This is a genomic window from Acinetobacter sp. CY81, from assembly GCF_059515925.1.
Genome location: NZ_JCAKNC010000015.1, coordinates 20678 through 45896, shown reverse-complemented (window position 1 = coordinate 45896; position 25219 = coordinate 20678). Strand labels below are relative to the sequence as shown.

At 37.4% G+C, this 25219-nt stretch carries 22 protein-coding genes; 19 read left to right on the top strand and 3 right to left on the bottom strand.

The window, feature by feature from the left end; all coding sequences use genetic code 11:
- Window positions 1–20 precede the first annotated feature (20 nt).
- On the bottom strand, window positions 21–1400 hold the full coding sequence (locus tag AC5YDM_RS13930; RefSeq protein ID WP_496152678.1) for an anthranilate synthase component I family protein: 1380 nt from the start codon (window positions 1398–1400) through the stop codon (window positions 21–23).
- Window positions 1401–1629: 229 nt separating this feature from the next.
- On the opposite strand from AC5YDM_RS13930, the gene filA reads away from it, so the two are divergent.
- The 6 genes from filA to filF all read left to right on the top strand — a co-directional run bounded on the left by filA (window position 1630) and on the right by filF (window position 9694).
- Entirely contained in the window at window positions 1630–2475 is an 846-nt protein-coding gene (gene filA / locus AC5YDM_RS13925) for a putative pilus system protein FilA (RefSeq protein WP_496152677.1), read from the top strand.
- Between the two features lie 191 nt (window positions 2476–2666).
- On the top strand, window positions 2667–3500 hold the full coding sequence (gene filB, locus AC5YDM_RS13920) for a putative pilus system C39 family peptidase FilB (protein ID WP_496152676.1): 834 nt from the start codon (window positions 2667–2669) through the stop codon (window positions 3498–3500).
- A gap of 39 nt (window positions 3501–3539) precedes the next feature.
- A complete protein-coding gene (gene filC / locus AC5YDM_RS13915; RefSeq protein ID WP_496152675.1) occupies window positions 3540–4841 on the top strand; it encodes a putative pilus system protein FilC in 1302 nt (433 codons plus the stop codon).
- Between the two features lie 12 nt (window positions 4842–4853).
- Entirely contained in the window at window positions 4854–6518 is a 1665-nt protein-coding gene (gene filD / locus AC5YDM_RS13910; protein WP_496152674.1) for a putative pilus system OmpP1/FadL family transporter FilD, read from the top strand.
- On the top strand, window positions 6518–7783 hold the full coding sequence (gene filE, locus AC5YDM_RS13905; protein ID WP_496152673.1) for a putative pilus assembly protein FilE: 1266 nt from the start codon (window positions 6518–6520) through the stop codon (window positions 7781–7783). The genes filD and filE overlap by 1 nt, the downstream gene beginning before the upstream one ends.
- An 18-nt stretch (window positions 7784–7801) precedes the next feature.
- Entirely contained in the window at window positions 7802–9694 is a 1893-nt protein-coding gene (gene filF, locus AC5YDM_RS13900; protein ID WP_496152672.1) for a putative pilus system protein FilF, read from the top strand.
- Window positions 9695–9763: 69 nt separating this feature from the next.
- Here the strand turns inward: filF and AC5YDM_RS13895 are convergent, their stop codons facing one another.
- Complete coding sequence (locus tag AC5YDM_RS13895; RefSeq protein ID WP_496152671.1) at window positions 9764–10312, bottom strand: NUDIX hydrolase; 549 nt, start codon at window positions 10310–10312, stop codon at window positions 9764–9766.
- 129 nt (window positions 10313–10441) lie between these two features.
- Between AC5YDM_RS13895 and AC5YDM_RS13890 the strand changes: the two genes are divergently transcribed.
- The 9 genes from AC5YDM_RS13890 (at window position 10442) to AC5YDM_RS13850 (ending at window position 19050) form a co-directional block, all read left to right on the top strand.
- Window positions 10442–11056 carry a CoA pyrophosphatase gene (locus AC5YDM_RS13890; protein ID WP_496152670.1) on the top strand — a complete coding sequence of 205 codons (615 nt, stop codon included), beginning with the start codon at window positions 10442–10444 and terminating at the stop codon, window positions 11054–11056.
- A gap of 99 nt (window positions 11057–11155) precedes the next feature.
- A complete protein-coding gene (locus AC5YDM_RS13885; RefSeq protein ID WP_496152669.1) occupies window positions 11156–11686 on the top strand; it encodes a gamma carbonic anhydrase family protein in 531 nt (176 codons plus the stop codon).
- A 206-nt stretch (window positions 11687–11892) separates the two neighbouring features.
- Complete coding sequence (gene tsaB / locus AC5YDM_RS13880) at window positions 11893–12558, top strand: tRNA (adenosine(37)-N6)-threonylcarbamoyltransferase complex dimerization subunit type 1 TsaB (protein ID WP_496152668.1); 666 nt, start codon at window positions 11893–11895, stop codon at window positions 12556–12558.
- Window positions 12559–12645: 87 nt separating this feature from the next.
- The gene (locus AC5YDM_RS13875; RefSeq protein WP_496152667.1) at window positions 12646–13470 is read left to right on the top strand and encodes an undecaprenyl-diphosphate phosphatase; all 825 of its coding nucleotides are present in this window, start codon (window positions 12646–12648) and stop codon (window positions 13468–13470) included.
- Window positions 13464–14282 (top strand): class I SAM-dependent methyltransferase, encoded by an 819-nt coding sequence (locus tag AC5YDM_RS13870; RefSeq protein WP_496152666.1) that lies wholly within the window; start codon window positions 13464–13466, stop codon window positions 14280–14282. The genes AC5YDM_RS13875 and AC5YDM_RS13870 overlap by 7 nt, the downstream gene beginning before the upstream one ends.
- 118 nt (window positions 14283–14400) lie before the next feature.
- Complete coding sequence (locus AC5YDM_RS13865; RefSeq protein WP_496152665.1) at window positions 14401–15861, top strand: C13 family peptidase; 1461 nt, start codon at window positions 14401–14403, stop codon at window positions 15859–15861.
- Window positions 15862–15881: 20 nt separating this feature from the next.
- Complete coding sequence (fghA, locus tag AC5YDM_RS13860; protein WP_496152664.1) at window positions 15882–16718, top strand: S-formylglutathione hydrolase; 837 nt, start codon at window positions 15882–15884, stop codon at window positions 16716–16718.
- A gap of 247 nt (window positions 16719–16965) precedes the next feature.
- Entirely contained in the window at window positions 16966–17979 is a 1014-nt protein-coding gene (locus tag AC5YDM_RS13855) for a YjgN family protein (protein ID WP_496152692.1), read from the top strand.
- A gap of 15 nt (window positions 17980–17994) precedes the next feature.
- Window positions 17995–19050: a M48 family metallopeptidase gene (locus AC5YDM_RS13850; RefSeq protein WP_496152663.1), complete on the top strand. Its 1056-nt coding sequence runs from the start codon at window positions 17995–17997 to the stop codon at window positions 19048–19050.
- A gap of 165 nt (window positions 19051–19215) precedes the next feature.
- On the opposite strand, the gene AC5YDM_RS13845 is transcribed toward AC5YDM_RS13850, so the two are convergent.
- On the bottom strand, window positions 19216–19518 hold the full coding sequence (locus AC5YDM_RS13845; protein WP_496152661.1) for a DUF2218 domain-containing protein: 303 nt from the start codon (window positions 19516–19518) through the stop codon (window positions 19216–19218).
- A gap of 220 nt (window positions 19519–19738) precedes the next feature.
- On the opposite strand from AC5YDM_RS13845, the gene rpe reads away from it, so the two are divergent.
- The 4 genes from rpe (at window position 19739) to AC5YDM_RS13825 (ending at window position 25048) form a co-directional block, all read left to right on the top strand.
- Window positions 19739–20425, top strand: a complete 687-nt coding sequence (gene rpe / locus AC5YDM_RS13840) for a ribulose-phosphate 3-epimerase (protein ID WP_496152660.1) — start codon at window positions 19739–19741, stop codon at window positions 20423–20425.
- An 870-nt stretch (window positions 20426–21295) separates the two neighbouring features.
- Window positions 21296–22768 (top strand): SLC13 family permease, encoded by a 1473-nt coding sequence (locus AC5YDM_RS13835; RefSeq protein WP_496152658.1) that lies wholly within the window; start codon window positions 21296–21298, stop codon window positions 22766–22768.
- A gap of 16 nt (window positions 22769–22784) precedes the next feature.
- Entirely contained in the window at window positions 22785–23996 is a 1212-nt protein-coding gene (locus AC5YDM_RS13830; RefSeq protein ID WP_496152657.1) for a glycerate kinase family protein, read from the top strand.
- A gap of 176 nt (window positions 23997–24172) precedes the next feature.
- Entirely contained in the window at window positions 24173–25048 is an 876-nt protein-coding gene (locus AC5YDM_RS13825; protein WP_496152656.1) for a copper resistance protein B, read from the top strand.
- Window positions 25049–25219: the final 171 nt, after the last annotated feature.

Sequence of the window (25219 nt, the reverse complement as noted above, 5' to 3'; positions counted from 1 at the left end):
ACACTGATAAAGTATCAATGCTATTGGGAGTTAGATGCATAATAGGTGTTGATTAAATCTAATAGTGCCGAAACTTTATCAAAGCATTCTTGGTATTCAGCTTCACACTCAGAGGAAATTGTAATTCCACCACCTGCCCAGATTGAAACATTGTCAGCTTGTTTTTGAATGGTACGAATCAAAATATTCCAAGAACCTGTTCCATCATAATTAAAATAACCCATTGAGCCACAATACGCACCTCTAGGTGAACCTTCTAGTTCTTGAATGATTTGCATGGCTCTGATTTTGGGTGCACCTGTGATTGATCCACCTGGTAAGGCAGACATGAGAACCTCAAATGGATGTGCTTCTTCTTTTAATGTCGCACGAACCTCACTGACCATATGATGAACTTGATTAAATGATTCAATATCAAAAAGTTTTGTAGTTTTAACAGAGCCAATCTCTGCATACACACTTAAGTCATTTCTGAGTAAATCCACGATCATCACATTTTCAGCTTGATCTTTTTTTGAGTCGATCAGTTTTTGCTTGGATATTTGATCTAGCACTGGATCTGCACAGCGAGGCATTGTGCCTTTGATGGGTTTAGTAATGATTTCGCGATTCGGCTTAAAATCAATAAACAGCTCAGGAGAACAACTCAGTACTTCAAAATCATCTAATTTTAAATAACCAGAATAGGGCGCGTTGGTTAATGCCCAAAATTGTTCTGCTGTTTCAATCAATAAGCCTTTTGCTTGCGCTCGAAATTCTTGAGTTAAATTAATTTGATAGCAGTCGCCTGCCAAAATATAGTCTTGAATTTTTTGAAAGGCGGTCTGATATTCTGTTTTTGACCAACGTGCTTCACATGGTGTGAGCATTTGAAATACTTGATGATCTGTTTTTGTACTAGAGTGAAGTAAGTCTATTATGAGCTCAAAAATTGATTCGGCATTTATCTCGTGACTAACAAAAATCCATGATGAATTTTCATATCGAATAAAACTGTCATATTGACCAAGATAAAATTGAGGTTGAGACTTTACTTCACTTTTCACTGATTGTTCAGCAGCATGGTTATAATCTACAAATCCAATGTACCCACCTTGAAATAGGTTTGATGATTGAATGGTTTCAGCTTGACGAAATTGAACAAAATGTTGAATCGAATTGATCGTTGAATTTTTATGATAATAGTGAAGTTCATCTCGTTTGAAACACGTTAATTCCGACTCACTCATCAACAAATATTGATGAGGTAAAAAAGCAATCACAGGATTTGAATCATTTTCTAGGTAAACCAGACCCAATAATGGACTTAATTTTTCTAAAATTTGTGCTTTAGAATAATGGTCTATTCTTAAGTTTTTTGAAAATAAATAAGAGCTTAGAGAGTGTGAGATGTTTTGCATTATCTCGGGAGATGCTACCATAAAGTTACTACCAAATCACATAATCGCCGTTTATCGGGAATGGGTCATATTTTAAAAAGAGTGGTTGAACATAAGATAGCATAAGGTTAATTTAATAATGCAAATCGGACTGCTCAAGGATAGAAGTTTCAGCTGTACAAAAAACAAAAAACAGTCGAAGCGCGGAGAGTGGTTAAAAATGAAAAAAAATGCTCTTGGGAGAGTACAAATGAAATTATTTACTAAACTTGCTTTGGTTTCATCTATCGCTGTTAGTGCAAATGCTATGGCTATGCAAGCAATGGATGATGCTTCTCTTAGTTCTACGACTGGTCAGGATGGTATCAATATTGGTATTAAACTTGATGGTGGTGAAATTACAGTTGATCAACTTTATATCCATGATAATGACGGTTTGGCTGCTGGTACCAATGGCGGTACGGGTTTAGCAGGTACGATTGTAGTGGGTAATGGTACTGGTCCAGGTGTAAAAATCACGCAAACTGATCCGAATACAAATTTATTGGATCTTGTGATTGACTCTGACGCTGGTACAGGTGCGAATGGTGCATTTATTAACGTTGCCGCAGCAATCACTGGATTAAAAGCTGAAATTGGTTCAATTGGCGTTGCTAAAGCTGGTGCTAAAAATGGTGTAGTTCGTGGTGTTGTTGAAGGTAGTACGAACGAAATTTTGACAGGTTTAACGTTAACACTGGGCTCAGTAGGTGCAAACATCCAACTAGGTGCTACACCTCAAGGCGCAATGATCGATCTTAAGTCTGAAATTGCCGGTGGTTTGCAGTTGTCTAATTTAGGTATTAAAGATAATGCAGGCGGCGGTACAATTCACTTAGGCGATATCCAATTAGTGACTACGGGTAAAACTTCTTTATCTGCTGATGCTAAAATTAGCGTAACACCTACTGGTCTAGCTATTAAACCTGCTGCTCAGAATATGAGTGCTTATATCACTGGTATTCATTTAGGTTCTAAAGATGTTGCTTCAATTGGTGATGTTGAGATTAAAGGCTTAAATATGGGTGGTTCTACCATTACTATTACTGGTCACTAAGATAGATTAAGTCAAAAAACGCGTGTTGATCACGCGTTTTTTTTTCAAAAAGATCAATAAATGGATTTAAATTACTGTATTTTTCTAGAAAAAACGGTATCTTATCAAATAATAAAAAATGCTTTTAAATGTTAAAGAAATACAACGCTAAACATTGGCAATGATTGCCTAAACTAGAAAAGTAAAAAAATATGATAGAAATTACTTTAGGCTCGGTAATTATGTACTACTTTGCCAGCCATGCACTCGATATAAAAGAGAAACCTGCTGAAGCAGTCTATTATTCTGAAATTGCCGATCCTAGAGAAAAATCATTCGGTAGATACCATCGTGAACCAGTCATGATTAAGCCAGCGTTAGAAGATCAATTTAGAGGAATTGTACGTCAAGCTTATGATTATAGTTGTGGGTCAGCTGCATTAACGACTGTTCTAAATGGACATGCTGGACTAAAGCTGACTGAGCAACAAACGATGGAAGGATTATTGCGTTTTGGCGAATATGAACGAATCGTTGAGCGACGTAGTTTTTCTTTACTCGATATGAAACGCTTTGTGACGGCTTTAGGGTATGAAAGCGGTGGTTATAAGGGTGAATTTGACGATCTGATTAAACAGAAACAGCCTGCGATCATTCCTATTCACTATGCAGGATTTAAGCATTTTGTTGTATATAAGGCTTTTAAAGATGGTCGTGTATATGTTGCAGATCCTGCATTGGGTAATATTAGTTTCGATCAAGAACGTTTTAAACAAATTTGGGAAAACAATACTTTATTCTTAATTAACGTTCCTACAGAACAACAACAAAATCTTTTGGCACTACAAGACTCGGATATGAGGCACGTTGAAGATGCCACAATCAACCGCTATGCCTTAGTAGATGCACAGTTTTCAACAGATTATATGAATCGTATTGCGGATAAAGCATCGACTATGCGTAAAGTAATTGACCGTGATCCTAATTCACCTACGTACAATCAGCCAATTACAACGTTTATGCGACTCTATTATAAACGTAAGTAGGAATCTAAAAATAATTCAAATAATAATGGGTAGGACCAAATGAATAATCAATGGATGAGAAAAACACTTTTAGCAGTTAGTATTAATGTGGTTATTGGTGGGGCTTATGCAGCTGAAACCATCGTTACAGACGTCAACGTTGAGGATACTACAGCAAGCGCTGCTGAAGAACTGAGCTCAACGGAAGTTACCGAAGCAGTAGCAAATACTGACGCAATACGTGAATCGGTAAGTAGTAGCACTGAAGTGAGCCCGACTGATGAAACTGCAAGCGATGAATCTAATCAAGTAGTGCAACCAGTATCGCCTAAGCAAGCTGAAGCTTCGATTAATAAAGATGAAACCCCTTCTTTAAAACCTCAAGGCGAAGGGCAGGCAGCCAATGCATTACAACAAAAAGAAGGTGATGCAACACAAGAAACCAACTTACAAGAAGTATTTACTTCAAATGAACGTCAATACTCACTGATTAAGAAGGGTGAAATCACGACTTTTTATGACCTTGATTATTCATATTATCGAGATTCTCAGATCAATGCCTCGATGGATGAAGGTCAGCTGTATCAACTGCGTGTTGATGAAGATGCAAGTCATACCATTACCAATACATTTACAGCGCAGTACGGTGTTCTAGATAACCTGACTCTGAGTGCCTCAGTACCTTTGGTAGCGAAGTCCGATAATCTTAAAGATGCAACGACGGCAGGGCTTGGGGATATTAACTTAGGTGCTCGGTGGGAACCCTTCCCACTAAAGGCCGGTCGTTTACCTCTCATTTTATTTGGTAGTGTTTCTACTAAAACAGGTGACAGTCCTTACGAAATTAATCCAGAAACAGATCTCTCTACAGGTAAAGGTTATTACTCTGTAGGGGTGGGGGCAAGTACACGTAAATATATCGATCCAGTTGTATTATTTGCCTCAGTATCTGCGAACTACGGTTTTAAAGAATCAGGTCTAAATCAAATTCGTGGTGGTGGTAATGGTCAGGGTGAAGGATTAACAGGTACAAATCGAATTTTAGATACATTTGAACCTGGTATTACCGGTGGTTTTTCTTTTGGTTTTGCATACTCGTTTAACTATGACGTTTCTCTCACAATGTCATATCAACAGTCTTTCAATACCAATACATCCTTTACCTATAACACGGGTGAAAAATACAAAGCAGCAGATCAAACCAGTTCAGTATTTGCGATTGCTCTGGGTGTTCGTGTAAATCCCGAAACGATTGTTAATGGAACACTAGGTATTGGTCTTACTGAAGATGCTCCAGATGTATCTCTAGGTTTGTCATTCCCACTCGATATTTTAGGTTTTGCAAAGAAAAAAGCGAATTAATGGAGTTGCGGTATGAAATACCATCGTATACATCCATTAGTTGCCGCAATTGTACTAACGGGATGTAGCACACAAGTTTTTGCTCAACTTGGGCAAAACTTATCAGTCGACGTTCGCTCACTATCTATGGGGAATGCTGTTACAGCAGATCCTCCTGGTATTAGTGCTGTGCATTTTAACCCTGCAGCTTTAACTAAGCTCAAGGGTTTACAGACTGATGTTCAAGGGTTGATTGCAAACTTTGATGTTCAGCGTGAGTTCTCTGCTCCAGGTGGATATGAGGTTTTTGGCTTCTCTGATGATCCTTTGGTTTGTAATGATTCACCAGACAATCCGTCAAGCTTGTGTACAGATTTTAAAGGAACTGTAAGTGGTGATGTGGAATATGCAAGTTTGTATATTCCGATACTGAAGAAGGTGGTTGATCTGGGAGAGGGCTTCCCTGTCGCTGCGCCTACTGCAGGTATTTCCTATAATCCTCCAGGTTCTAAGCTGACCTATGCAACTTCGGTTTATGCACCGATGGTTGCAGGATTTGGTTCAGAAGATGGTAATCCAGGGAACTACATGGGTCAGCAAGTGGCCATGGAGCGGATTACCTATTTATCACCGACTATTGCCTATGAAGTTAATGATGAGCTTTCAATCGGTGGTGGTGTGGGGATGTCATATCAAGCCATTGCACTAAAAACTGATTTACGAATGCCGAATGAGCTCATTGGTGTTTTGCGAATGGTCGATGAATCTGTTTGTGCGCCATTTCGTCAAAATTCAAATATTATTACTGACTTAATGCTTTTTGGTATGTGTAATGCTGATGAAGCCATGAACCCATTTAGTAGTTTTGGTAAAATGGAAGTAGCGCTTGAGCAAAGCTTGAGCCCGAGCTATAACTTGGGTGTTTTATGGGAGCCTACTGACGAGTTCGGATTAGGATTGGTTTACCAAAGCTCGGCAAAAATGCGTTTAAAAGGCAAATACAATATTCAAAATGCCAATGCGCCACGTGAGTTAATTAAAGGTTTAAACTCTTCAGCTACAGGTCAAATTCTTGCTGCTATTTTAGGCTTTCCAAGTTATATAGGTCCAAGCGAGTCGGGCTTATTATCCATGGATTTAGAATATCCCGCGCATTTTCAAGCAGGGATTAAATATAAAATTTTGCCCGATTTACAAGTCAATTTCGACGTTGGTTGGACTGATTTCGCAGCATGGGACAAGTTTAAGTTCGAATTTGATCGTCAAATTAATGCTTTAAAAATTGCTAAACTTTTATCAGCAGATGTAACAGATAAGAGTCTTTCTTTTCCGTTAGGCTTCCAGTCATCTTGGAACTGGGGCATAGGCTTTGAGTATTCAGCCAATGATCGATTAAAGCTTCGAGCTGGATATGAACCTCGAACCAGTGCTATTCCAAACGATAAGCGTAATACCATGGTCCCGATCAATAACGCACAATTGTTTGGTTTGGGTGTTGGATATCGTTTTGATGAAGATACTGATATAGATTTGTCGATTGCTTTTCTAAGAAGCCGTGACAATATTCCTGCTGGTTCGAGTTCGCTTGCAAATGATACGAGTATTAATAATTTACTCTATAACCCTTATGCAGGACTCAATGTATCAACCAATACAAAAGTCACCATTTTAGGCTTGAACTATAGAACGAGATGGTAATGGATAAAAGAAAAAGGATTTTTGCATATTGTTCATTTGTCTGCCTAAGCTTTGGAATTGTTCAGGTTTATGCTGCAGATTTTTATACGATCATTGGTCCAGATGGTCGTCCTATGATTGTTCAGCAAAAAGAAACTAAATCAACCCAAAAAGAATCACCTCGTACGAAGAAAACTGATCAAGCTTATTCTATTGTTGACCAAGATAAGCAGGTTAAGGTAATTGAAGGTAAAGAAAATGCTGAAGAAAAAAATCCAACAAATAGTGCTCAAAAATTAGAAAGTAAAAACGTATCTAAATCACAAATACTATCTAATCCTGCTTTATTAACACCGAAAGAATCCACCACTTATTCTCAAGTTAATACGGACAAGGTGAATCAAGAAAAAACGAATACAACTACTGATGTTAAAGAATCTATGAAAATTGCAGATCATCAGCTGAATCATACGACTCAACAGGAGACGAAAGATAAGCAATCTGAAATGAATTCTAAAAAAGAAAATTCAATAAAATTATCATCTCCGTCAATAAATAAAGATGCTGAAAAAGTTCGAGATCAAGGGACAAGCTCTAAGATTACAATAATTGATGGGATTGAATACGTTGATAACGAATATTTAGAAGATCGTGAATTTAACTTGGAAGGTAAGAAACGTTTTTATATCATGCCTGACTCAAGCGTCGGAGGTACTAGACGTTTTGAAACTGTTGAACGGGAGAAAGGGATATCTAAATCAATTTTTTCTAAATTTTCTAAAAATTCATCTTCAAAAATTGAACCTGTTGTATTGGCTTCAACCTACTACCGCTTGCCTAAGAGTGAAGTTGTACAATCATTAGAACAAACTTGTTTTCAAGGTAAAAAGCTTAACAAGGCTAAATTATTAAGTTTCGATAAGAATGAAATGGGTATTTGGCCAGTTCCTCCAATAAAAGAAAAATTTGTTTATGAAGTAATTAAATTAGATAGTCCAGTAGAGAATATTCATTTTACGTCTTACGCATCTTCACAAAAATCCCCAAGTTATTATTGGCCTTTGGTTGTATTTTTAGATCAGCAAGGATGTGTGATTGAAGGAGTGAGCGGATTTAAAAATGAAAATATTAATTCGACTTCTGTAAGCTATTCAGCTTTAGAAGGCGTGCTGAAGAAACCAGCAGATGCTATGTATTTATTTATGACGCCATTGTCAGAAGCAGTAGATGTTCAAAATGTTCAATTAACCAATAAAGGCCAAATAAAACTCAGTGTTTTACGATAGTTTAGAAGAGTAATAAAAATGATAAATAATTTAAAATTAAAAACAATAATTCCATTTTCATTGTCGGCAATGTGTTTGGCTTTGTCTGCATGTGGCGGTGAGAGTGCAACGATCAATGAAGATCCAAATGCAGGATTTAGTGTTGCCTCCAATGGTTGTAATTGGAATAGCTCACAATGCCAGCCTTTCGTTGTAGCATATCCTGTAGATGGTTTAAATTTTGACTGTAGCTCGGATAAAAATAACCATTTTGCAACCAAGTTTGAAACGAATGTATCTACAGGCGGTTGTAGAATTGGTGATAGCGTACAATTTTATATTAATGGTGTTGATACCAATAAACGAATAGAGCTAGGAGCTGTTAATCTTAGTGAGTTAATGCCTAATAAAGTAAGTCCTCATGCAGTTCAAATTAGTTTGATGGATATTGCAAAAGGCATGACAGGAAAGAGTATAACCAGTCAAAGTAGTACAGATAATACTTATAAGGTTTTATTAGGACTTATCACCATATTACAAGATATCAGTAAAGATGAAGGTACTGCCACGACTAAAACAGATATTCAACTTGTTAAATTAGATGATTTCTTGAAAAATTCAGGTTCATCATCCCAAGCCGTAAAAATTAAAAAAGATTTGGATAAATTAGCTGCTAATGTCACTGTAGCAGACTTTATCGATGGTACGTATATTTCTGATCTCGCAGTTTGGCGAAGTATCGACGCTAATGAGTCAGATGCGATTGTTGTAGCGACTCAATTGTTGAATATTAAAAATGCAGGAACCTATGTAGCTAACTTTTTTGCTTTTCCTACCCCACAAGGGTCATTAGAAGGTTTCAATGGTAAGGATACATCAAATTCGGATATAAAAACCGTCGCTAACCTATATGCGATTACTGATAGAAATGGCTATTCTTTGGGCTACACTATTCAATGGGTAGGTACACCAACAGATAAAGAAGGTTTTGGACGCCTTCAGTTACTTACACAAGTTTCACCGAATAAGCTAGACACGAATTTGAATGAAAGTGATTTAAGTGTTAAAGATTGGATTGATCCTTTAACGAATAAGATTACTAATCCTTTAAAATTTTATAGCGCAACAACTACTTCAGATTCACTAGATATTAATAAAGGCCAGTTATTTAACCAGTTAACAATCCCTGGAAATAAATTTGTTTATAACGGCGTGACTAATACAACGCATGATCCTAGTGATAGTGTATATGGAGCTTGGATCCAAAAAAATGGAACGAGAAACTATAGCGGATCGATTGATATTTCAAAGGTATCACCATTAACTTATCTTGATGGGCGTGTTTTTCAAGATAATGCTCAATATAAATTTCCATTATATTTAAATCTAACATTTGGATTTGATCATGTAGATTTGAAAAATGATAAAATCATATTGGGTATTGTGATTGATAAAAATGGAAATATAAAAACTAATCTTGCTAGCAATGCTAAGTTAGAAAAGAACAATATAGCCCCAAGTTGTCCAAATAACCCAGTTCCGCAATATCGCATTGGTACATTGGGAACTTCTAATCCAGACGATAACTCTATAACTGTTCGAATGATTCTTGCAAATAAAGTGTTTGGAGCACTTGATGGTGCAATTATTGGATTGAATACAGATTTACAGAATACTAGCGGTCTTACAACTCAGAATATGGCTTATAGTTCAGGTGTTAAGATCAATTTACCTAAATCTAGTAACGGTAATTTTACGATTACAGATTTTACCCAAGGGTCGACGCAAGCATCTTGGTTAAATATGTTTGCATCTGCCCAAGCTATTTATAATGCAGGTAAGAACAATACTACGCTTACTTCTGACCAATTGAATTTAGCTAAATTAAATTCAGGTAAAATTACAGCAATTGAAAAGCTAAACTGTTCTTAATCTATGAGTTTTAACTTTCTGTTCAAATAAAAAATCCCTCAAATGAGGGATTTTTTATTTGAACGAGTATTAACCTGTATGATCCAATCGTGTACCCAATGTTTCAAGATGATTTGGAAATGTATTGGTTTTACGATCTTCAAAATAATGCTTAAGTGTACGTTCAACGCTTGGGAATGCTAAATCATCCCATGGAATTTCGTGTTCTTCAAATAGTTTACTTTCAATGGTTTCATCACCAGCGCCAAATTGACCTTCGATTAATTTGGATTTGAATAATACGTAAATCTGACCGATACGAGGGATATTGTACATACAATAAAGTTGTTCAATCTCAACTTCTGCCTCTGCTTCTTCTCGTGTTTCACGAGCAGCACCTTGTTCCATGGTTTCAAACAATTCCATGTAGCCTGCTGGAAGTGTCCATAGACCATAACGTGGTTCGATTGCACGTCGGCAAAGCAACACTTTATCTTCCCAAATGGCCAAAGCACCACAAATCACTTTAGGATTAACATAGTGAATCGTTTTACATTGCGTACAGACTTGTCGAACTTTGTGATCGCCTAAAGGGATTTCTTCTTGGGTAGGTTGTCCGCAGGCAGTACAGAAACGCATAAGCTTCATTGAAATGATGAGATAACTCAGCATAGCTTAAAAAAATGAGTTACGCATCATTTATAGCCTTGTGTATAAAATTTCATATATGATGTTAAAACAACAAAAAAGAGATTTGAGTTATTGAGAATGACGGATCAACCTTTAACGCAACTTCTACAACAACGACTACGTTTTGCAAAACGTGTGCAAGATGCACATGCAGCTGTACTTATCGCGATTACCAACGAAGATGATCCTAAAATTTTGCTGACTCGCCGTTCGATTTACATGAATAATCATGCTGGAGAAGTATCTTTTCCAGGTGGAAAACGTGATCCGAACGATACCAGTAATATTGTCGTAGCTTTACGTGAGGCATGGGAAGAAACAGCACTTAATCCATTCGATGTGACCTTGTTGGGGGATCTTCCGATGGAGCGTTCAAAGACAGGTATTTTAGTTAAACCTGTAGTTGGACTGATTCCGCCTACCGTTAATTTAACAGCACAACCGAGTGAAATTGATCGGATCTTTTTTGCCTCACTCAAAGATATGATGTATGCCAATCCGATGCCTTATGAAGTACGTTTGGCTAAACAATCGATCTATTTCCCAAGTTTAAGAATTGAAAATGAAATCGTGTGGGGGCTTACCGCTCGTATTTTGATTTCGTTATTTCAATATGGATTGGATTACAAAAAGAGTTGGCCGTTTTTATTGAATTCGCCAAACTTTAAATCATCACTTTTTAAGCCAAAGTAAGATATTTGAAATTAACGTTTAAATATCAAAAAACGAATAATAAGCTAAATGGATAAAGCGGCGAGAGCCTATTTAAAATCATCATAAGGAAAAAAGAAAATGATGTACACCTTTCAAGGAATGTCACCAAAAGCCATGTATGAACCGTGGGATGGATGGGTTGCTGAGAATGCAACGGTGATTGGTCAAGTCGAACTTGGACAACAGGTGAGTATTTGGTTTGGTGCGGTAGTTAGAGCAGATAATTGTAAAATTAAAATCGGTGATTTTAGTAATGTCCAAGAAAATGCCGTACTGCATACTGATCATGGGATTGAACTCAATATTGGTGAATACGTGACGATTGGACATCAGGCGATGTTGCACGGTTGCACCATCGGAGATAACTCTCTGATTGGTATCAATGCTGTGGTACTGAATAAGGCAGTGATTGGTAAGAATTGTATCATTGGAGCCAATGCACTTATTCCCGAAGGGAAAGTAATTCCTGATAATTCTTTGGTGATGGGGTCTCCTGGGAAAGTCGTGAAGAGTTTAGATGAGTTTGCAGAAACCAAACTTAAGATGAGTGCATTGCATTATGCAGCACATTATAAAAATTTTATTCATCTCGAAAAATTTGAGTTTTAATCTCATCGCAGATAAATCTTATTTAAGCTAAATTTTTTCAGAGGGTTTGAAATATTTATAAATATCGTTTGTGGAAAATGCTGATTACTTTTTATTTCTAAGTGAATGAGAAGTGTAAATATCAGCATTTCGTCGAATAGAATCACTCGCTTGAACAAAATGAGTGGAGTATCATAGCGTCATTTTAACGATGTATAGGTTCATGCATGAAATTGCTTGCACTAGAAACTGCAAATGAGCAGTGTTCGGTTTCGTTAATAGATGATAGCCAAACATTATTTTTTCAGCATGATGCTCGTGCCAAAGCTCAGACTCAAACCATTCTCCCAATGATTGAGCAAGGTTTTAAAACAACTCAAATTTCTGTGTCTGATTTGACCGCAATTGCATTCAGCCGCGGACCGGGTTCATTTAGCGGTGTGCGAATTAATGCTGCTGTGACGCAGGCTTTGGCATGGTCAAATGATTTGCCTGTTATTCCTGTATCAACTTTGCAGGCTCTTGCACAAGCTGCCTATCGTGAGCAAGGATTGAATCAAGTCACCGCCGTAATTGATGCACGTATGCAAGAAGTGTATATCGCCAGTTTTAAATTGGACGATCAACAGATCATGCAAGCGGAAGATGAAGAAAAGCTTTTAAGCTACAGCGATGCAGAACAATATCAACAATATACGCTCATCGGTTCTGGTGCGACATTAGTGGATGCACAAGCGACTGAATATAAAAGTATTGCAGCATCGGCAGAAGATATTGCAACGATTGCAAGACAACATGCGCTGAAAGAAAATTGGGTCAGTGCTGAACTGGCTTTGCCAGTGTATTTACGAGATGATGCATGGAAAAAGATTGCGGATCAAAAGAAACAATAATTTGGTTTGTTTAATATGAGCCAAGCTCATTGATCCAATGATGATGAAGAAAAGTTAAAATCAAATAAGTGATAAAAAAGGGTATCTATGGATATTTTACTGCTGCTGAAAGCGGCGATTATGGGTATTGTTGAAGGTATAACCGAGTTTTTACCCATCTCAAGTACAGGTCACTTGATTCTTGCATCCGAGTTAATGAACTTCTGGACCAAGGACAAGAGCGATGTTTTTGTTATTGCGATTCAAATGGGCGCGATTGCAGCAGTAATTTATGAATATTGGTCTCGTCTTTGGGGCGCTGCGACTGGTATGTTTACAGGTGAAGAGCAGGGCAAAAGATTGGGCATTGGCTTGATCTTGGCATCGATTCCTATCGTTTTGGTGGGGTTAACTTTTGGTCAAACCGTTAAAGCATTTTTATTTAATGATGTTGCGATTGCGATTGGTTTAATCGTTGGTGGTTTGATCATTATCTGGATTGAAAAGAATCCACCTGTTGTTAAAGCCGAAGAAGTTGAAAATATGACTTATAAAGACATGATCTGGGTGGGTTTAATCCAAGTCCTGTCTTTGATTCCAGGAACTTCGCGCTCTGGTGCTACCATTATCGGTGCAATGTATTTAGGTGTTTCACGTAAAGCTGCGACAGAGTTTTCGTTCTTTTTGGGTATTCCTGTGATTATTGGTGCAGGTCTACTTGATTTATATCAAAGTTATGATGTGTTTGAAACGAGTCAAGATTGGGCGGTTTTAACAACCGGCTTAGTGGTGTCATTTGTTTCAGCATTGATTCTGATTCGCGTTTTAGTCGCGTATGTTGCGAAGCGTGATTTTATTATTTTTGCATGGTATCGCATCGTTTCTGGTTTGGTTATTTTATTGTTTGCATATACAGGTTGGAAGTTATGGTAAGCGAAATGCGCTTATTTGTAGAACAAGACTTTCAAGAGAAAGCACAGCAGTTTTCTGCTGTGCTTTCTTCTCGTGGGGTGTCTGTTAATTTAGAAGTTGTTGAAAAACTCAATGCACGTTTTTTTCGACTCAATCCTGAGTTAGCACTCTGTGTTGATCAAGATGGACTGTGGTTATGTGCCAATGGCATGAAAATGCAACCTGATTGGCAAGCAGAAGTAGGGCGTTTAAAACGTGCAAGTTTAAAATCTGAAATGATCGCACGCGCCTGCAATTTAGCTGAAAAGCCCAAGCTGATTGACGCAACAGCTGGATTGGGACATGACAGTTTATTAATGGCATATCTAGGCGCAGAAGTAACCTTAGTGGAGCGTCACCCGATTTTATTTACATTATTGGAATCGACCAAAAGCCAAGTTGAAAATGATCCTGTATTGGCAAGCACGGTTGCACGCATTCACTTAGTTTTTTCTGATTCAGCTGATTATTTAGAACATCAAATTGCACAGCAGCACGAAGTTGATGTGGTTTATCTCGATCCGATGTTCCCGCAACGTGATCAAAATCAAAATGCAATCAAGAAACAAGCTCAAGTCAAAAAACAAATGCAATTACTGCACATGTTATTACCAGAAGATGGTGAAATGGATTTGGGTGATAATTTACTTAAACTTGCACAACAAATGGCGAAGCGAGTCGTGGTTAAGCGCCCAAGGTTGGCGGTATTTTTAGATGATCAAAAGCCTGATCATCAGTGGCAGGGCGATGCGTGTCGATTTGATGCTTACTTTAAGACTAAAGTTTCTGAGTAGTTTGGTAAACGATCAAATAACAGACTTAAATCTGTTATATAGTTGAAATAGCATTGATAAAATTTTAACCAAGCATAAACTAAGCATGCTGATACAGGCACCTGCATAATAGATATCCATGATAGATCTAAAACCTTCAATCAATTTTTGGCATGATTTCAAAAGTAACCAACGTGCAGGGATGTGGTTATTCTTAGGCTCAAGGAAGTCTTTACAAATCGTACGCCCATCAATTCCACAACTGATTTTTTGGGGGATTTTAGGTGGTGTTGCCAATAGTTTATTTAGCTGGTTGATTGCAGGTGATCTGGGTGAATTTAATAAGCAAGGCTTAGTCAGTTACGCGCTTTGGCCATTTATTGCATTGATTGTTGGTATCTTTCTTTCTCAGCGAATTAACAATCCACGAATGATGTTGGTTCCAGCACTACTCTGGTTGGTTCTCGATACACATATCGCTATTCTACAAAGTTTTATTCAGTATTTAGGTATCCTAGATTGGTTGCCGAATTTTACTTATGATTATTTGCCCATTTTATTTATGGTGCTTTTTGTTTGGCAAAGTTTGGCCGTGGTTTGGGTATTTGCACGTGAGTTAAAGTGGCCGTGGTGGGAGCGAGCACTGATTATGCTCACTACATTATTTACACTTGTGGTTTGGCAGATGGCGGTGAAAGACCAACCAATTTGGAAAGTTGAAGCTGTACCACCTACCGTGTCTGAACAAGTGTTATATAGCCAACCCAAGTTACTGAGTAAAGCCTTAGATCAAATTCAATTTGGTGAATATGCTCAATCCCATTGGTATTTCATGGGAGTTGCAGGTGTCAGTTATCAAGATGTTTTTAAACTTGAAATCGAACGTATTAAAGAACAGTTTGATGCACGTTTTGGAACGTTTGGTCGTTCAATTGCACTGATTAATAATCCTGCAACAGGTACAGAATTTCCGATCGCATCTAAGACCAGTATGGAATTGGCATTACAGCGTATCGGTTCACAGATGAATCCTGAAAGTGATGTGCTATTTTTATATATGACGTCGCATGGTTTACCCAATCAGTTTGAGATCGAAAATAATCCGATAGATCTGGATGATGTCGATCCGAAATGGTTAAGAGAGAGTTTGGATAAATCTGGAGCTCGTTGGAAGGTCATTGTCATTTCGGCATGTTATTCAGGCAGTTTTGTTCCTGCATTGCAATCTCCAGATACCTTGATCATTACCGCCTCAGCAGCAGATCGTTCATCTTTCGGTTGTTCCAATGAAGCCGATTACACCTATTTTGGACGTGCTTTCTTTGATCAAGCCATGCGTGAAAAAAACAGTCTGAAAGCCGCGTTTGATGAGGCTTCGGCAACTGTAGCAACATGGGAACAAGCTCAAGGTTTTGAGCCTTCTGAGCCACAGTGGGTGATTGGTAAAAATATGGAATTGATGTTACCTCAGCTTGAAAAGCGTTTATTTCCACAAGCCCAGACTTTACCTAATACACAGACGCTAGGTGCTCAAAACATCCAACAAAATGATTTAAATCAATTGAACTTCAAGCCTGAAACAACAGTTCAAACTCACTAAGATATTAATGCGGGGATGCTATGCAACTGATTCAAAAAAATAAATGTTTTGAAGGTGAACAACGGACTTATCAGCTTGAATCTGAATGTTTGAAAGGTAATTCCAAGTTTTCTATTTTTTTGCCTCCCCAAGCTTTAGCGGGTCAATCATGTCCAGCGGTGTATTATTTGGCGGGATTGACCTGTACCGAAGAAACATTTGTGATAAAAGCACATGCGCAACGCTTAGCGGCACAGTTGGGCTTAATTCTTATATCTCCAGATACATCACCACGAGGTGATGATGTTGAGCAAGGCGATAGCTGGGATATCGGGCAAGGTGCAGGCTTTTATATCAATGCAACCCAAGTGCCGTGGCAGCAGCACTTTCAAATGGAACGTTATCTGATAAATGAGTTGTATCCATTGGTGTTAAAAGAATTTCCAATTCAAACGGATGCGATTGGAATATTTGGGCACAGTATGGGGGGGCACGGTGCGCTCACTTTAGCGTGGAAGTATCCTGACAAATTTAAATCCGTGTCAGCATTTGCACCGATTTGTACACCAATTGATTGCCCTTGGGGACAAAAAGCGTTTAGTCATTACTTAGGTGATGATCAAGCGCAATGGAAGGCACATGATGCGACCGAATTGGTACTTGCGAAAGGTGCATTATTTCCAGAGGTTTTGATTGACCAAGGCTTAGAAGATCAATTCTATAGCCAGTTAAATCCTGCAAAAATGAATCAAGTGTGTGAATCTGTGGGGCAAAAATTAAGCCTGCGAGAACATGCTGGCTATGATCATGGGTACTTCTTTATTCAAAGTTTCATGGATGATCATCTGCAATTTCATGCACTTCAATTGCAAAATTAATATATAAAAGTAGATATTGAGGCTTTCAATATCTACTTTTTTAGCTTTAAATATGTAGTGTAAAAAATATACATTCAGTGTTTACTTTTTTTGACGAATTTCGTCATGTTTAAATGTATTTTCCAAATATAAATTGAGAATAATAATGCAGCATCAACATTCTGATCTTCCACCGATTCCATCCAATTTTTCTGAAATTGATTCACCATTTTCGCCAACCAATGAAAGTGAACATCGTCCTGTATATATGGGGCGCGAGTTTCGTTTTAGATTCCATGGCAATGCTATGGAGTATTTTGGCATTTGGATTGTAAATATTTTACTGACGATTGCGACACTGAGCTTGTATGCACCATGGGCCAAAGTAAGACGCTTACGTTATTTTTATAACAACACCGAATTTTTTCATCGCTTTTTTGATTTTACAGGTGTACCGACGAAAATCCTGATTGGTCGAATTATCGCACTCAGTATTTGGGGATTGTTTGCTTTAGCCAGCTACATGGAAATGACTATTGCAGCTTTTGGTGGTTTATTTATTTACTTGGCTCTGCCGTGGCTTGTAAGAGCAACGATTCGATTTACGTCTAGAAATAGTAAGTTTGGCAACAGTCGATTCTATTTTGAAGGCACCAATAAAGAAGCCTATAAGCAGTTCTTTTTTGCCGCGCTGATCGTAATTTTTACTTTGGGTATTTTCACGCCTGTCGCAATTTGGCTGTATAAGCGTTATACCCTAAATCATCTTTATGCAGGACAGCTGAAGTTCAAGTTAAATGCGGATTGGCCAAGCTATATGGCGGCAATTTATATTCCTATTTTAATGTTTATGGGCGTGTTATTGGTCTGCGGGATCTTATTTGCCTTTGCCGTTCCTATGCAAGATTTATTGCTAGGCTCGTATATGTTGTATCTGGTTTTTATTATTTATCTAGGCGGGTTACTGTTTCTAGGACCACTCATGCAAGCACGTCTATTTATTACCACTTGGAACAACACCAGTTTAAGCAGTAGTCAATTTAAAACGGATTGTAATCAATGGCGCTATGCTTGGATCGTAGCGAGTAACTGGATTGTCAAAATTCTCAGTATTGGATTAATGTCTGCTTGGGCTGCTATTCGTTTATATCGCTACCAAATTGAAAATATGAGTTTGCATCTTCAGGACGATCCTAATTTAATGATGAACATCGCGCAGCAAGATCATAATGCGATTGCAGAAGAAATTAGCGATATTTTTGATCTCGATATTTCACTCTAAGTCTGGATAATAACGATGAAATCTATTCCGATTATTTATTATGATGGCGTTGTTTCTAAACCTCACCACGCGACTTTACATCCATTTGATCAAGAGTCTGTTGTGGTGCGCTACCATGATGTTGTTGAAAAAAGTCATCGTTATCATGAAGACCAGATGAATTTTATTGGTTCAATTGGACAACGTAATCCTGTGATTGAGTTGGAAAATGATGCACGAATCGAATTACAAAGTCGTGAAGTTCCAGATTGGATTCCTGTTGATCACACTAGTTTTCACTCTAAAGTGTGGAAACTAGAAAGAACGCCATCGCTGATTTTATTTAGTGTGGTGTTTATTCTTGTCCTTGGTTTCTCTGTGATTAAGTGGGGTATTCCTTCAGCGGCGAAAATGATCGCTTTTCAGTTACCTGAAAATACCTTGTCACGTATCGGAAGTCAGGCTGAAGAGTATGTGAATGGTTATACTAAGCCGACCAAATTATCAGCTGAACGACAAGAAAAAATCAAATCTGATTATCTTAAAATTGTTGCAGGCAATCAGCCTGCACATCTCAAGTTTAGAAAAGGTGAGGACTTGGGAGCGAATGCATTAGCATTGCCGAACAACACTATTATTCTGACAGATGAGTTGGTTGAAATGGCGCACAGTGATCAAGAGATCATTGGTGTCTTAGCACATGAACAGGCGCATTTATTAAAACGACATAGCTTGCAACAAGCGATCTCCAGTTTAGGTTTTAGCATTCTCTATGTTGCAATTACAGGGGATAGCTCTGATTTAGTTGCAACATTGCCGATTGCGGTTGTAGGAGCGGGATATTCTCGTGAGTTCGAACGTGAGTCGGATATTTATGCTTTGTATTTGATGAATGATAAGAATATTGAAACAGGGCACTTTGCCAATTTACTTCAACGAATGAGTGAAGAAGCGGGTGAAGACGTTTCTCAAGATGAAAAATCGAGTCAGTTTCCATCTGTTTTAGATGCGCTTTCAAGCCATCCTGCGACAGCTGAACGAGTGAAAACTGTTCGAGATTTCGAAGCTAAACACCAAACAAATCTTCAATAAATTTCCTTTTAGATAGGCTTTTATTCACCTCAATCATCATCTCCATGTGCATTAGAACGAGCATTACATTACTTATGGAGATGAATCGGCAACTTTTATCTTCAATTGTTTATCAATAAACAGCGATTAAAGTGTGTTAAAACTAAATTTTAATATTCTACAGTTTTAAATATTTTCATTTGAATGTTGCCACTCAACATCAAATTGTTGTTGCGCCATACGGTTTAAATGATCAATCACCACATTTTCAAGCATCATATAATCTTCACGTTCAGTGATAATGTCTACTTTTAAAGCATCTGTAAAAGCGTTTAATTTGACCGTAGCTTCAGGCATGAAGATTGAAAAAATAGTGTGTTCTTGCTGATCTTGAGATTCATTAACTTCAAATTTATGCTTCCAATGATTCAGTAATCGTTTTGCAATTCTATGAGCTTCATGAGTCGGAATATTAGTGGAACTTTTCATTAGGCTTAAACCATATTATTGAATAATTCTCATTATCATATCATTGATTAATTCATTCTAAAGTTTCATTCATAGAACGCTGTGTTGAATTTTATAAGTGAGTTTGATAAATGGCTAAATGAATCAGCTTTATTTGAAAAACGATAGAGAATCGAAATTATTCAGTCGGATTAGTTTGGTATAATTCATTATTAACTAATTTTTTGAGCCAGGTTCTCCCATGTCCAAGCCATATCTTATTGCTCCTTCAATTTTATCTGCTGATTTTGCGCGTTTAGGTGAAGAGGTTGAGAATGTTTTAGCGGCTGGTGCAGATGTCGTGCATTTTGATGTTATGGATAATCATTATGTACCTAACCTGACTTTTGGTGCTGGTGTATGTAAAGCATTGAAAAAATATGGTATTCAAGCGCCGATTGATGTGCATTTGATGGTTAAGCCTGTTGATCGCATGATTGGCGACTTCTTAGAAGCAGGTGCAGATATCATCACATTCCACCCTGAAGCCTCGGATCATATCGACCGTTCATTGCAATTGATCAAATCGGGGGGGGCTAAAGCAGGTTTAGTGTTTAACCCAGCAACACCATTGCATTATCTTGATTATGTTATGGATAAAGTTGACCAAGTTTTATTGATGAGCGTAAACCCAGGTTTTGGCGGTCAAAAATTTATTCCAATGACTTTAGATAAACTTCGCGAAGCGCGTAAGTTGATTGATGCTTCAGGTCGCGATATTCGTTTAGAAGTAGATGGTGGTGTGACACCTGCCAATATTCGTGAAATCGCGGAAGCAGGGGCGGATATGTTTGTTGCAGGTTCAGCAATTTTCGGGAAACCTGATTATAAAGCTGTGATTGATGAAATGCGTGCTGAATTAGCGAAAATTGGTACTGTCAGTCTATAAGAATTGTGTTTAAGTATTGATCGTATTGTGGATAAGTTTGTGGTTAACACTGTGAGTATCTATGTTGATAACAGGGTGGATATCTAGGCGAATTACTAAGCGATTGATACTAAAGAGATCAAGATTTAGACAATAAATGTATAAAAAGAATCCAGTTGGATTCTTTTTTACTTTAGAAAGATCTTTGAAAATAAAGAGAAGAATGTCTCAATAATAGAAAAATATGTTGTTTGATATTTAAACTTTTAAATATTATTTCATAGTTAATATTTTGAAGTTTAACTACGTATTTACTGTGAAGTAGAATGTGTATAACTTCGCTATGAAATTGAAAAATAGGTAGAGATTCTAATTAAACAAATCATTCAATTTTGATTGTTTTATCTATCAAGTTACCGAATTAATCTTAAAGATTGATAAGTATTAGCAAAGATACTTTTCTATTTTTGTGACATAGGTTGCTATCATCAATATCTTTATTACATCGCCAATCAAAAAAATCATTCTATAAAATTCAATACATGCCCATGCATTGTGTATGGGGGCAGGACAGCAAGGGCTTAGTTTTCATATATAGACTTCTATTGGATGTTGCAAATCATTCAGAAAATGCTCACTTTAAATGCAAAGTAAAGCGATAAAAACTCAAGAGCGTTTAATGAGATGGAAAACTTAGAATCATTCACAATCTATTCTTTTTTTCAGGGTTTGGTTTTTACCCATTTGAAAAATGTTTTTTTCTGTAATTTTTCATAATAGTTTCATGCAATCATAATATGAATGCGGGTTAATTATTGATCTTTAATTTTAATTTAATAAAGATTTAACTTTTTTGAATAATTCGGTTCTTTCATTTTGTAGATTTTAAGCATGAGATTTTTATCAGACAATAAAGTTCATTTATCATTTTGGATAGTTTTTCTTCTTATTCAGTCATTAATTTGGTTCAACTTTTATCAGCAAAATATTAGTCTAAATGCGGATGGTGTGATCACGCTGAGTATCTTCTTTACTGCAATCTGGTTGTGGGTATTTTCTAAAGTGGATGATACTTATATTGCACTGCTTGCTGTGATTTCGCTGGTTTTCATGGGCGTAATTGACGAGGCAATTATTTATCAGTCCTTAGGGCAAGATTTAATTTGGTTACTCATCGCAGCATTTATTTTAACCGCGGGCTTAACTCAGTCAGGACTTACAGCTAAATTTGCAGGTCGAATTGTGCAGTTTGCACATACACCTCGACAACTTTTTTATTATTCTAGTACTTTACTTATTCTCTCAGCATTCGTGATTCCAGCAACGTCTGGGCGCGCAGCATTTTCCTTACCTATATTTTTAGGGCTTGCGCTTGTATTAAAAAACTATCCGAGATTAGTCATTGGTTTAGGATTATTATTCCCTTCAGTCATTTTATTGTCCGCTGTAGGTTCTTATCTGGGAGCTGGCGCTCATCTGATTACCAACCAAATTTTGTCACAAGCGAATCATGCTACTTTTTCTTTCTTGCAATGGTTTTTATTCGGATTTCCATTTGCTGTTGTTTCAAGTCTTCTATGCACGGAACTGATTTTACGAGTGTTTACCACACATTCAGATCGTAATATAAAAATTAATATACTGCCTCAGGCTATTCCTGATTCATCACAAGCTTTATCCCATACTCACAGTAATCAGCAAGAAAACCAGCAAAGAAACCAGCAAAGAAATTGCCTATTGATTTTTGGTTTCGTGCTGATGTTATGGTTTACCGAAACGTGGCATGGAATTTCTACCGCCTTGGTTGCACTATTCGGTGCTTTACTTATGACCATGCCTCGTGTTGGCGCTGTAAAATTTTCCGCGGCAATTAAAACTGTTCCATGGTCTCTGCTGTTGTTTATGGCGGCGACTTTGGGGATGGGTGTTGCACTAATACAGACTCAAGCAATGGAGTGGGTATCTGGTCATGTGTTTAATCATCTTGATAAAAATAGTGCGTATTTAAGTGTTACTTTTATTGTTATTATTATTTTAATTTCACTGTTGTCTCATTTATTTATTCAGTCCCGTTCAGCTAGGTCTGCTGTACTCATTCCCATAGTGATTGCATCCGCTTCTGAATTTGGAGTCTCACCCTCTACAACCGCTTTTATTTCAACTGCAGCTGCAGGTTTTTGTCATACATTAACCTCCTCAGCTAAACCGCTGGCGATGTTTAATAAAGTAGACGGAATCACCATATTTTCTCCACAAGATCTTCTTAAGCTAAGCATGTATTTAGCACCATTGTTGTTTGTTTTGCTATGCATATTTAGCTTTGTTGTTTGGCCATTTATGGGCTTGGAAATATTAGAAGATTAGTTAGGGAGTATCAGAAATGAAAACACATTTACCGCAAAGAATTTTAATTTTGCCGAGTGGTTTTAAAGAATCTATAGGTGCAATTCAAGTCGCACAATGCATTAGAAATGGTGTAAAAAGGGTGCTTCCATACTGTCAAATTCAAGCATCTGCGATACCCGATGGTGGTGAAGATACCGCTTTGATTCTATCGAGTGTCACAGGTGGATACCTAGTCAATAAAATGGTGACAGGGCCTATTGGTCATAAAGTGAATGCTCACTTTGCGATGTTAGGGGGAGATTATTCCTCGACTGCCGTCGTTGAAATTGCCACCGCAGCAGGATTAAAACTTGTTCCCTCCAATGCACGAAATCCAATGAAAACGACCAGCTATGGCGTAGGTGAGTTAATCATTGGTGCAATAAAACGTGGAGCCAAAGAGATCATTGTCGGCTGTGGTGATTCAGGTATTTGTGATGGGGGAATAGGTGCATTACAAGCACTCGGGGCACAGGTTCTCGATCAAAATGGACATCAAGTTCCTTTCGGTGGAGAATCATTAAAGAACATTGAGCGGATTGATTTTTCCAACTTGCACCCAGCAATTTTAAACAAAGAAGTAAAAATTACATTAGCTTTAAATATGTTTAATGTTCTCACAGGACAGCAGGGCGTTGCTAAGGTATTTGGTCCTCAAAAAGGTGCGAGCTCTGAACAAGTAGAAGAACTATCCTTAGGTTTAGAGCATTGGGCAAACATTTTGACCAAGTTTAGTCTTCATGATGATAAAGCTTTTGATTTTGCATGTGGAAGTGGTACAGGAGCTTCAGGTGGCTTAGGTGCTGCTATGGCAGCGATTGGTGCCAATTTAGCATCACGTTTTGAAATCTTTATGGATACCAATTTGCTTGGATTTGATCTCGATGCTGCATTGCAACACTGTGATTTGGTGATTACTGCTGAAGGAGCAATTGATTATCAAACACCAAGAGGAAAAATTCCTGCTGAAGTGGCTAGACGTGCTTCACAATACGATGTTCCAGTGATTGCTTTAGCAGGGACTTTAGGGGCGGGTGCTGAGCAAGTCTACGATATCGGGATCGAAGCAATGGGATCTATTGTCCCAGTTCCGATGACGTTATCTGAAGCATTATCATCAGGTGAAAGTTTACTCACGGATGCGACAGAGCGAATCATGCGCGCATTGGTACTTGGAGCGAATATTGCACGTCATAAAATTGCATAGCGTTAAGCATGTTTTCTAAATGAATAATGAAAATAAACAGCCTTATTTAATCATTCAGTCTTTAATAGAACTGTTGAATACAAATATTGAATAGAGATGATTTGAATGAATAAGGCTTTTAGGTGGATTTTCACCTCTTTCCATATTTAAAAAAAAGATTTCAATTAGGTTATGTTTTGATTAAAAAACGATTGCAGTATTTCTTATTATTTTTCATCAATGATGTCGGTTCAAAAAGACGGATTTTTCGAACTTTGTTACTTAGTTCAGTATTACTCAGTTTAGTTGGACTCAATCAATCCGTATTCGCTGCTGATTCATTATCTAAACCTGTGCAATTTCATTTGGATGAAGATGAAAGTGCTGATGTGAGGACTGATGTGAGAGAGAGTACTTTGGGTTCTGAAATGAAACCAACAGCATTTTCAGTGAAAAGCAAAAGTGTTTGGCTTATTGATAAAAAAGGTCGTGGTACTTGGGAATCTGAAGTCGAAACGAAAGTAACAAAAGATCGACTTGGATTTGAACTTAATTTTGAATTAGAAAAAGAAGAGTCGAAGAAAGTTGAATATCAGTTAGATGCTTTGGCAAGCGCTCAGTTGTCTCAGGATGCTTATGTCAAAATGGGTACGATATATGAGTTTGATGGCAATTATGATATTCACAACCAGCGAACGAATGCAGTCATTGGTTTGGAGCTAACATCAAAATCTAAAATCAAAGTGGAACACTATCTATACTCAAATTTTGATGATTACAGTATGGTCAGTTTAGATCTGCAACGAAATTTTAAACTAAACAACCAAGTTACTTTAAAACCCTATATAGAGGCTGATTTTATTTTAAAAGATAGCTCTTACTATGCAGAACAAACAGGTTTGAATCAATTACAAATCGGCATGGAAGGGCGTTACGCGCTGACCAATCATATTGTCCCGTTTATTGATATTGCTTATGACTACAATAAGGGTAAAGCGAAAACGTTGAATCAAAATGCGGAAAACTCGAGTAAAGACTGGTCTGCGGACATCGGTATTGAAATCAAATTTTAAAATGATTTGAATCAGTATGACTCATATCATTGAAAGCATCATTTTGGTCAAAAAATGTAATCCAATTAGAAATTGATATTTTGATTTGATATGATTTAATCCATACAGAGGGGGAACGACCTCCCTTGAAAATATAAAAATTTGTTTCAATTACAGATTTTATTTTCAAGA

Excerpts from the sequence above, each read along its gene's own strand:
- AC5YDM_RS13930 (WP_496152678.1), bottom strand. The coding sequence starts at position 1,400 with ATGCAAAACATCTCACACTCTCTAAGCTCTTATTTATTTTCAAAAAAC.
- filA (WP_496152677.1), top strand. The coding sequence starts at position 1,630 with ATGAAATTATTTACTAAACTTGCTTTGGTTTCATCTATCGCTGTTAGT.
- filB (WP_496152676.1), top strand. The coding sequence starts at position 2,667 with ATGATAGAAATTACTTTAGGCTCGGTAATTATGTACTACTTTGCCAGC.
- filC (WP_496152675.1), top strand. The coding sequence starts at position 3,540 with ATGAATAATCAATGGATGAGAAAAACACTTTTAGCAGTTAGTATTAAT.
- filD (WP_496152674.1), top strand. The coding sequence starts at position 4,854 with ATGAAATACCATCGTATACATCCATTAGTTGCCGCAATTGTACTAACG.
- filE (WP_496152673.1), top strand. The coding sequence starts at position 6,518 with ATGGATAAAAGAAAAAGGATTTTTGCATATTGTTCATTTGTCTGCCTA.
- filF (WP_496152672.1), top strand. The coding sequence starts at position 7,802 with ATGATAAATAATTTAAAATTAAAAACAATAATTCCATTTTCATTGTCG.
- AC5YDM_RS13895 (WP_496152671.1), bottom strand. The coding sequence starts at position 10,312 with ATGCGTTTCTGTACTGCCTGCGGACAACCTACCCAAGAAGAAATCCCT.
- AC5YDM_RS13890 (WP_496152670.1), top strand. The coding sequence starts at position 10,442 with ATGACGGATCAACCTTTAACGCAACTTCTACAACAACGACTACGTTTT.
- AC5YDM_RS13885 (WP_496152669.1), top strand. The coding sequence starts at position 11,156 with ATGATGTACACCTTTCAAGGAATGTCACCAAAAGCCATGTATGAACCG.
- tsaB (WP_496152668.1), top strand. The coding sequence starts at position 11,893 with ATGAAATTGCTTGCACTAGAAACTGCAAATGAGCAGTGTTCGGTTTCG.
- AC5YDM_RS13875 (WP_496152667.1), top strand. The coding sequence starts at position 12,646 with ATGGATATTTTACTGCTGCTGAAAGCGGCGATTATGGGTATTGTTGAA.
- AC5YDM_RS13870 (WP_496152666.1), top strand. The coding sequence starts at position 13,464 with ATGGTAAGCGAAATGCGCTTATTTGTAGAACAAGACTTTCAAGAGAAA.
- AC5YDM_RS13865 (WP_496152665.1), top strand. The coding sequence starts at position 14,401 with ATGATAGATCTAAAACCTTCAATCAATTTTTGGCATGATTTCAAAAGT.
- fghA (WP_496152664.1), top strand. The coding sequence starts at position 15,882 with ATGCAACTGATTCAAAAAAATAAATGTTTTGAAGGTGAACAACGGACT.
- AC5YDM_RS13855 (WP_496152692.1), top strand. The coding sequence starts at position 16,966 with ATGGGGCGCGAGTTTCGTTTTAGATTCCATGGCAATGCTATGGAGTAT.
- AC5YDM_RS13850 (WP_496152663.1), top strand. The coding sequence starts at position 17,995 with ATGAAATCTATTCCGATTATTTATTATGATGGCGTTGTTTCTAAACCT.
- AC5YDM_RS13845 (WP_496152661.1), bottom strand. The coding sequence starts at position 19,518 with ATGAAAAGTTCCACTAATATTCCGACTCATGAAGCTCATAGAATTGCA.
- rpe (WP_496152660.1), top strand. The coding sequence starts at position 19,739 with ATGTCCAAGCCATATCTTATTGCTCCTTCAATTTTATCTGCTGATTTT.
- AC5YDM_RS13835 (WP_496152658.1), top strand. The coding sequence starts at position 21,296 with ATGAGATTTTTATCAGACAATAAAGTTCATTTATCATTTTGGATAGTT.
- AC5YDM_RS13830 (WP_496152657.1), top strand. The coding sequence starts at position 22,785 with ATGAAAACACATTTACCGCAAAGAATTTTAATTTTGCCGAGTGGTTTT.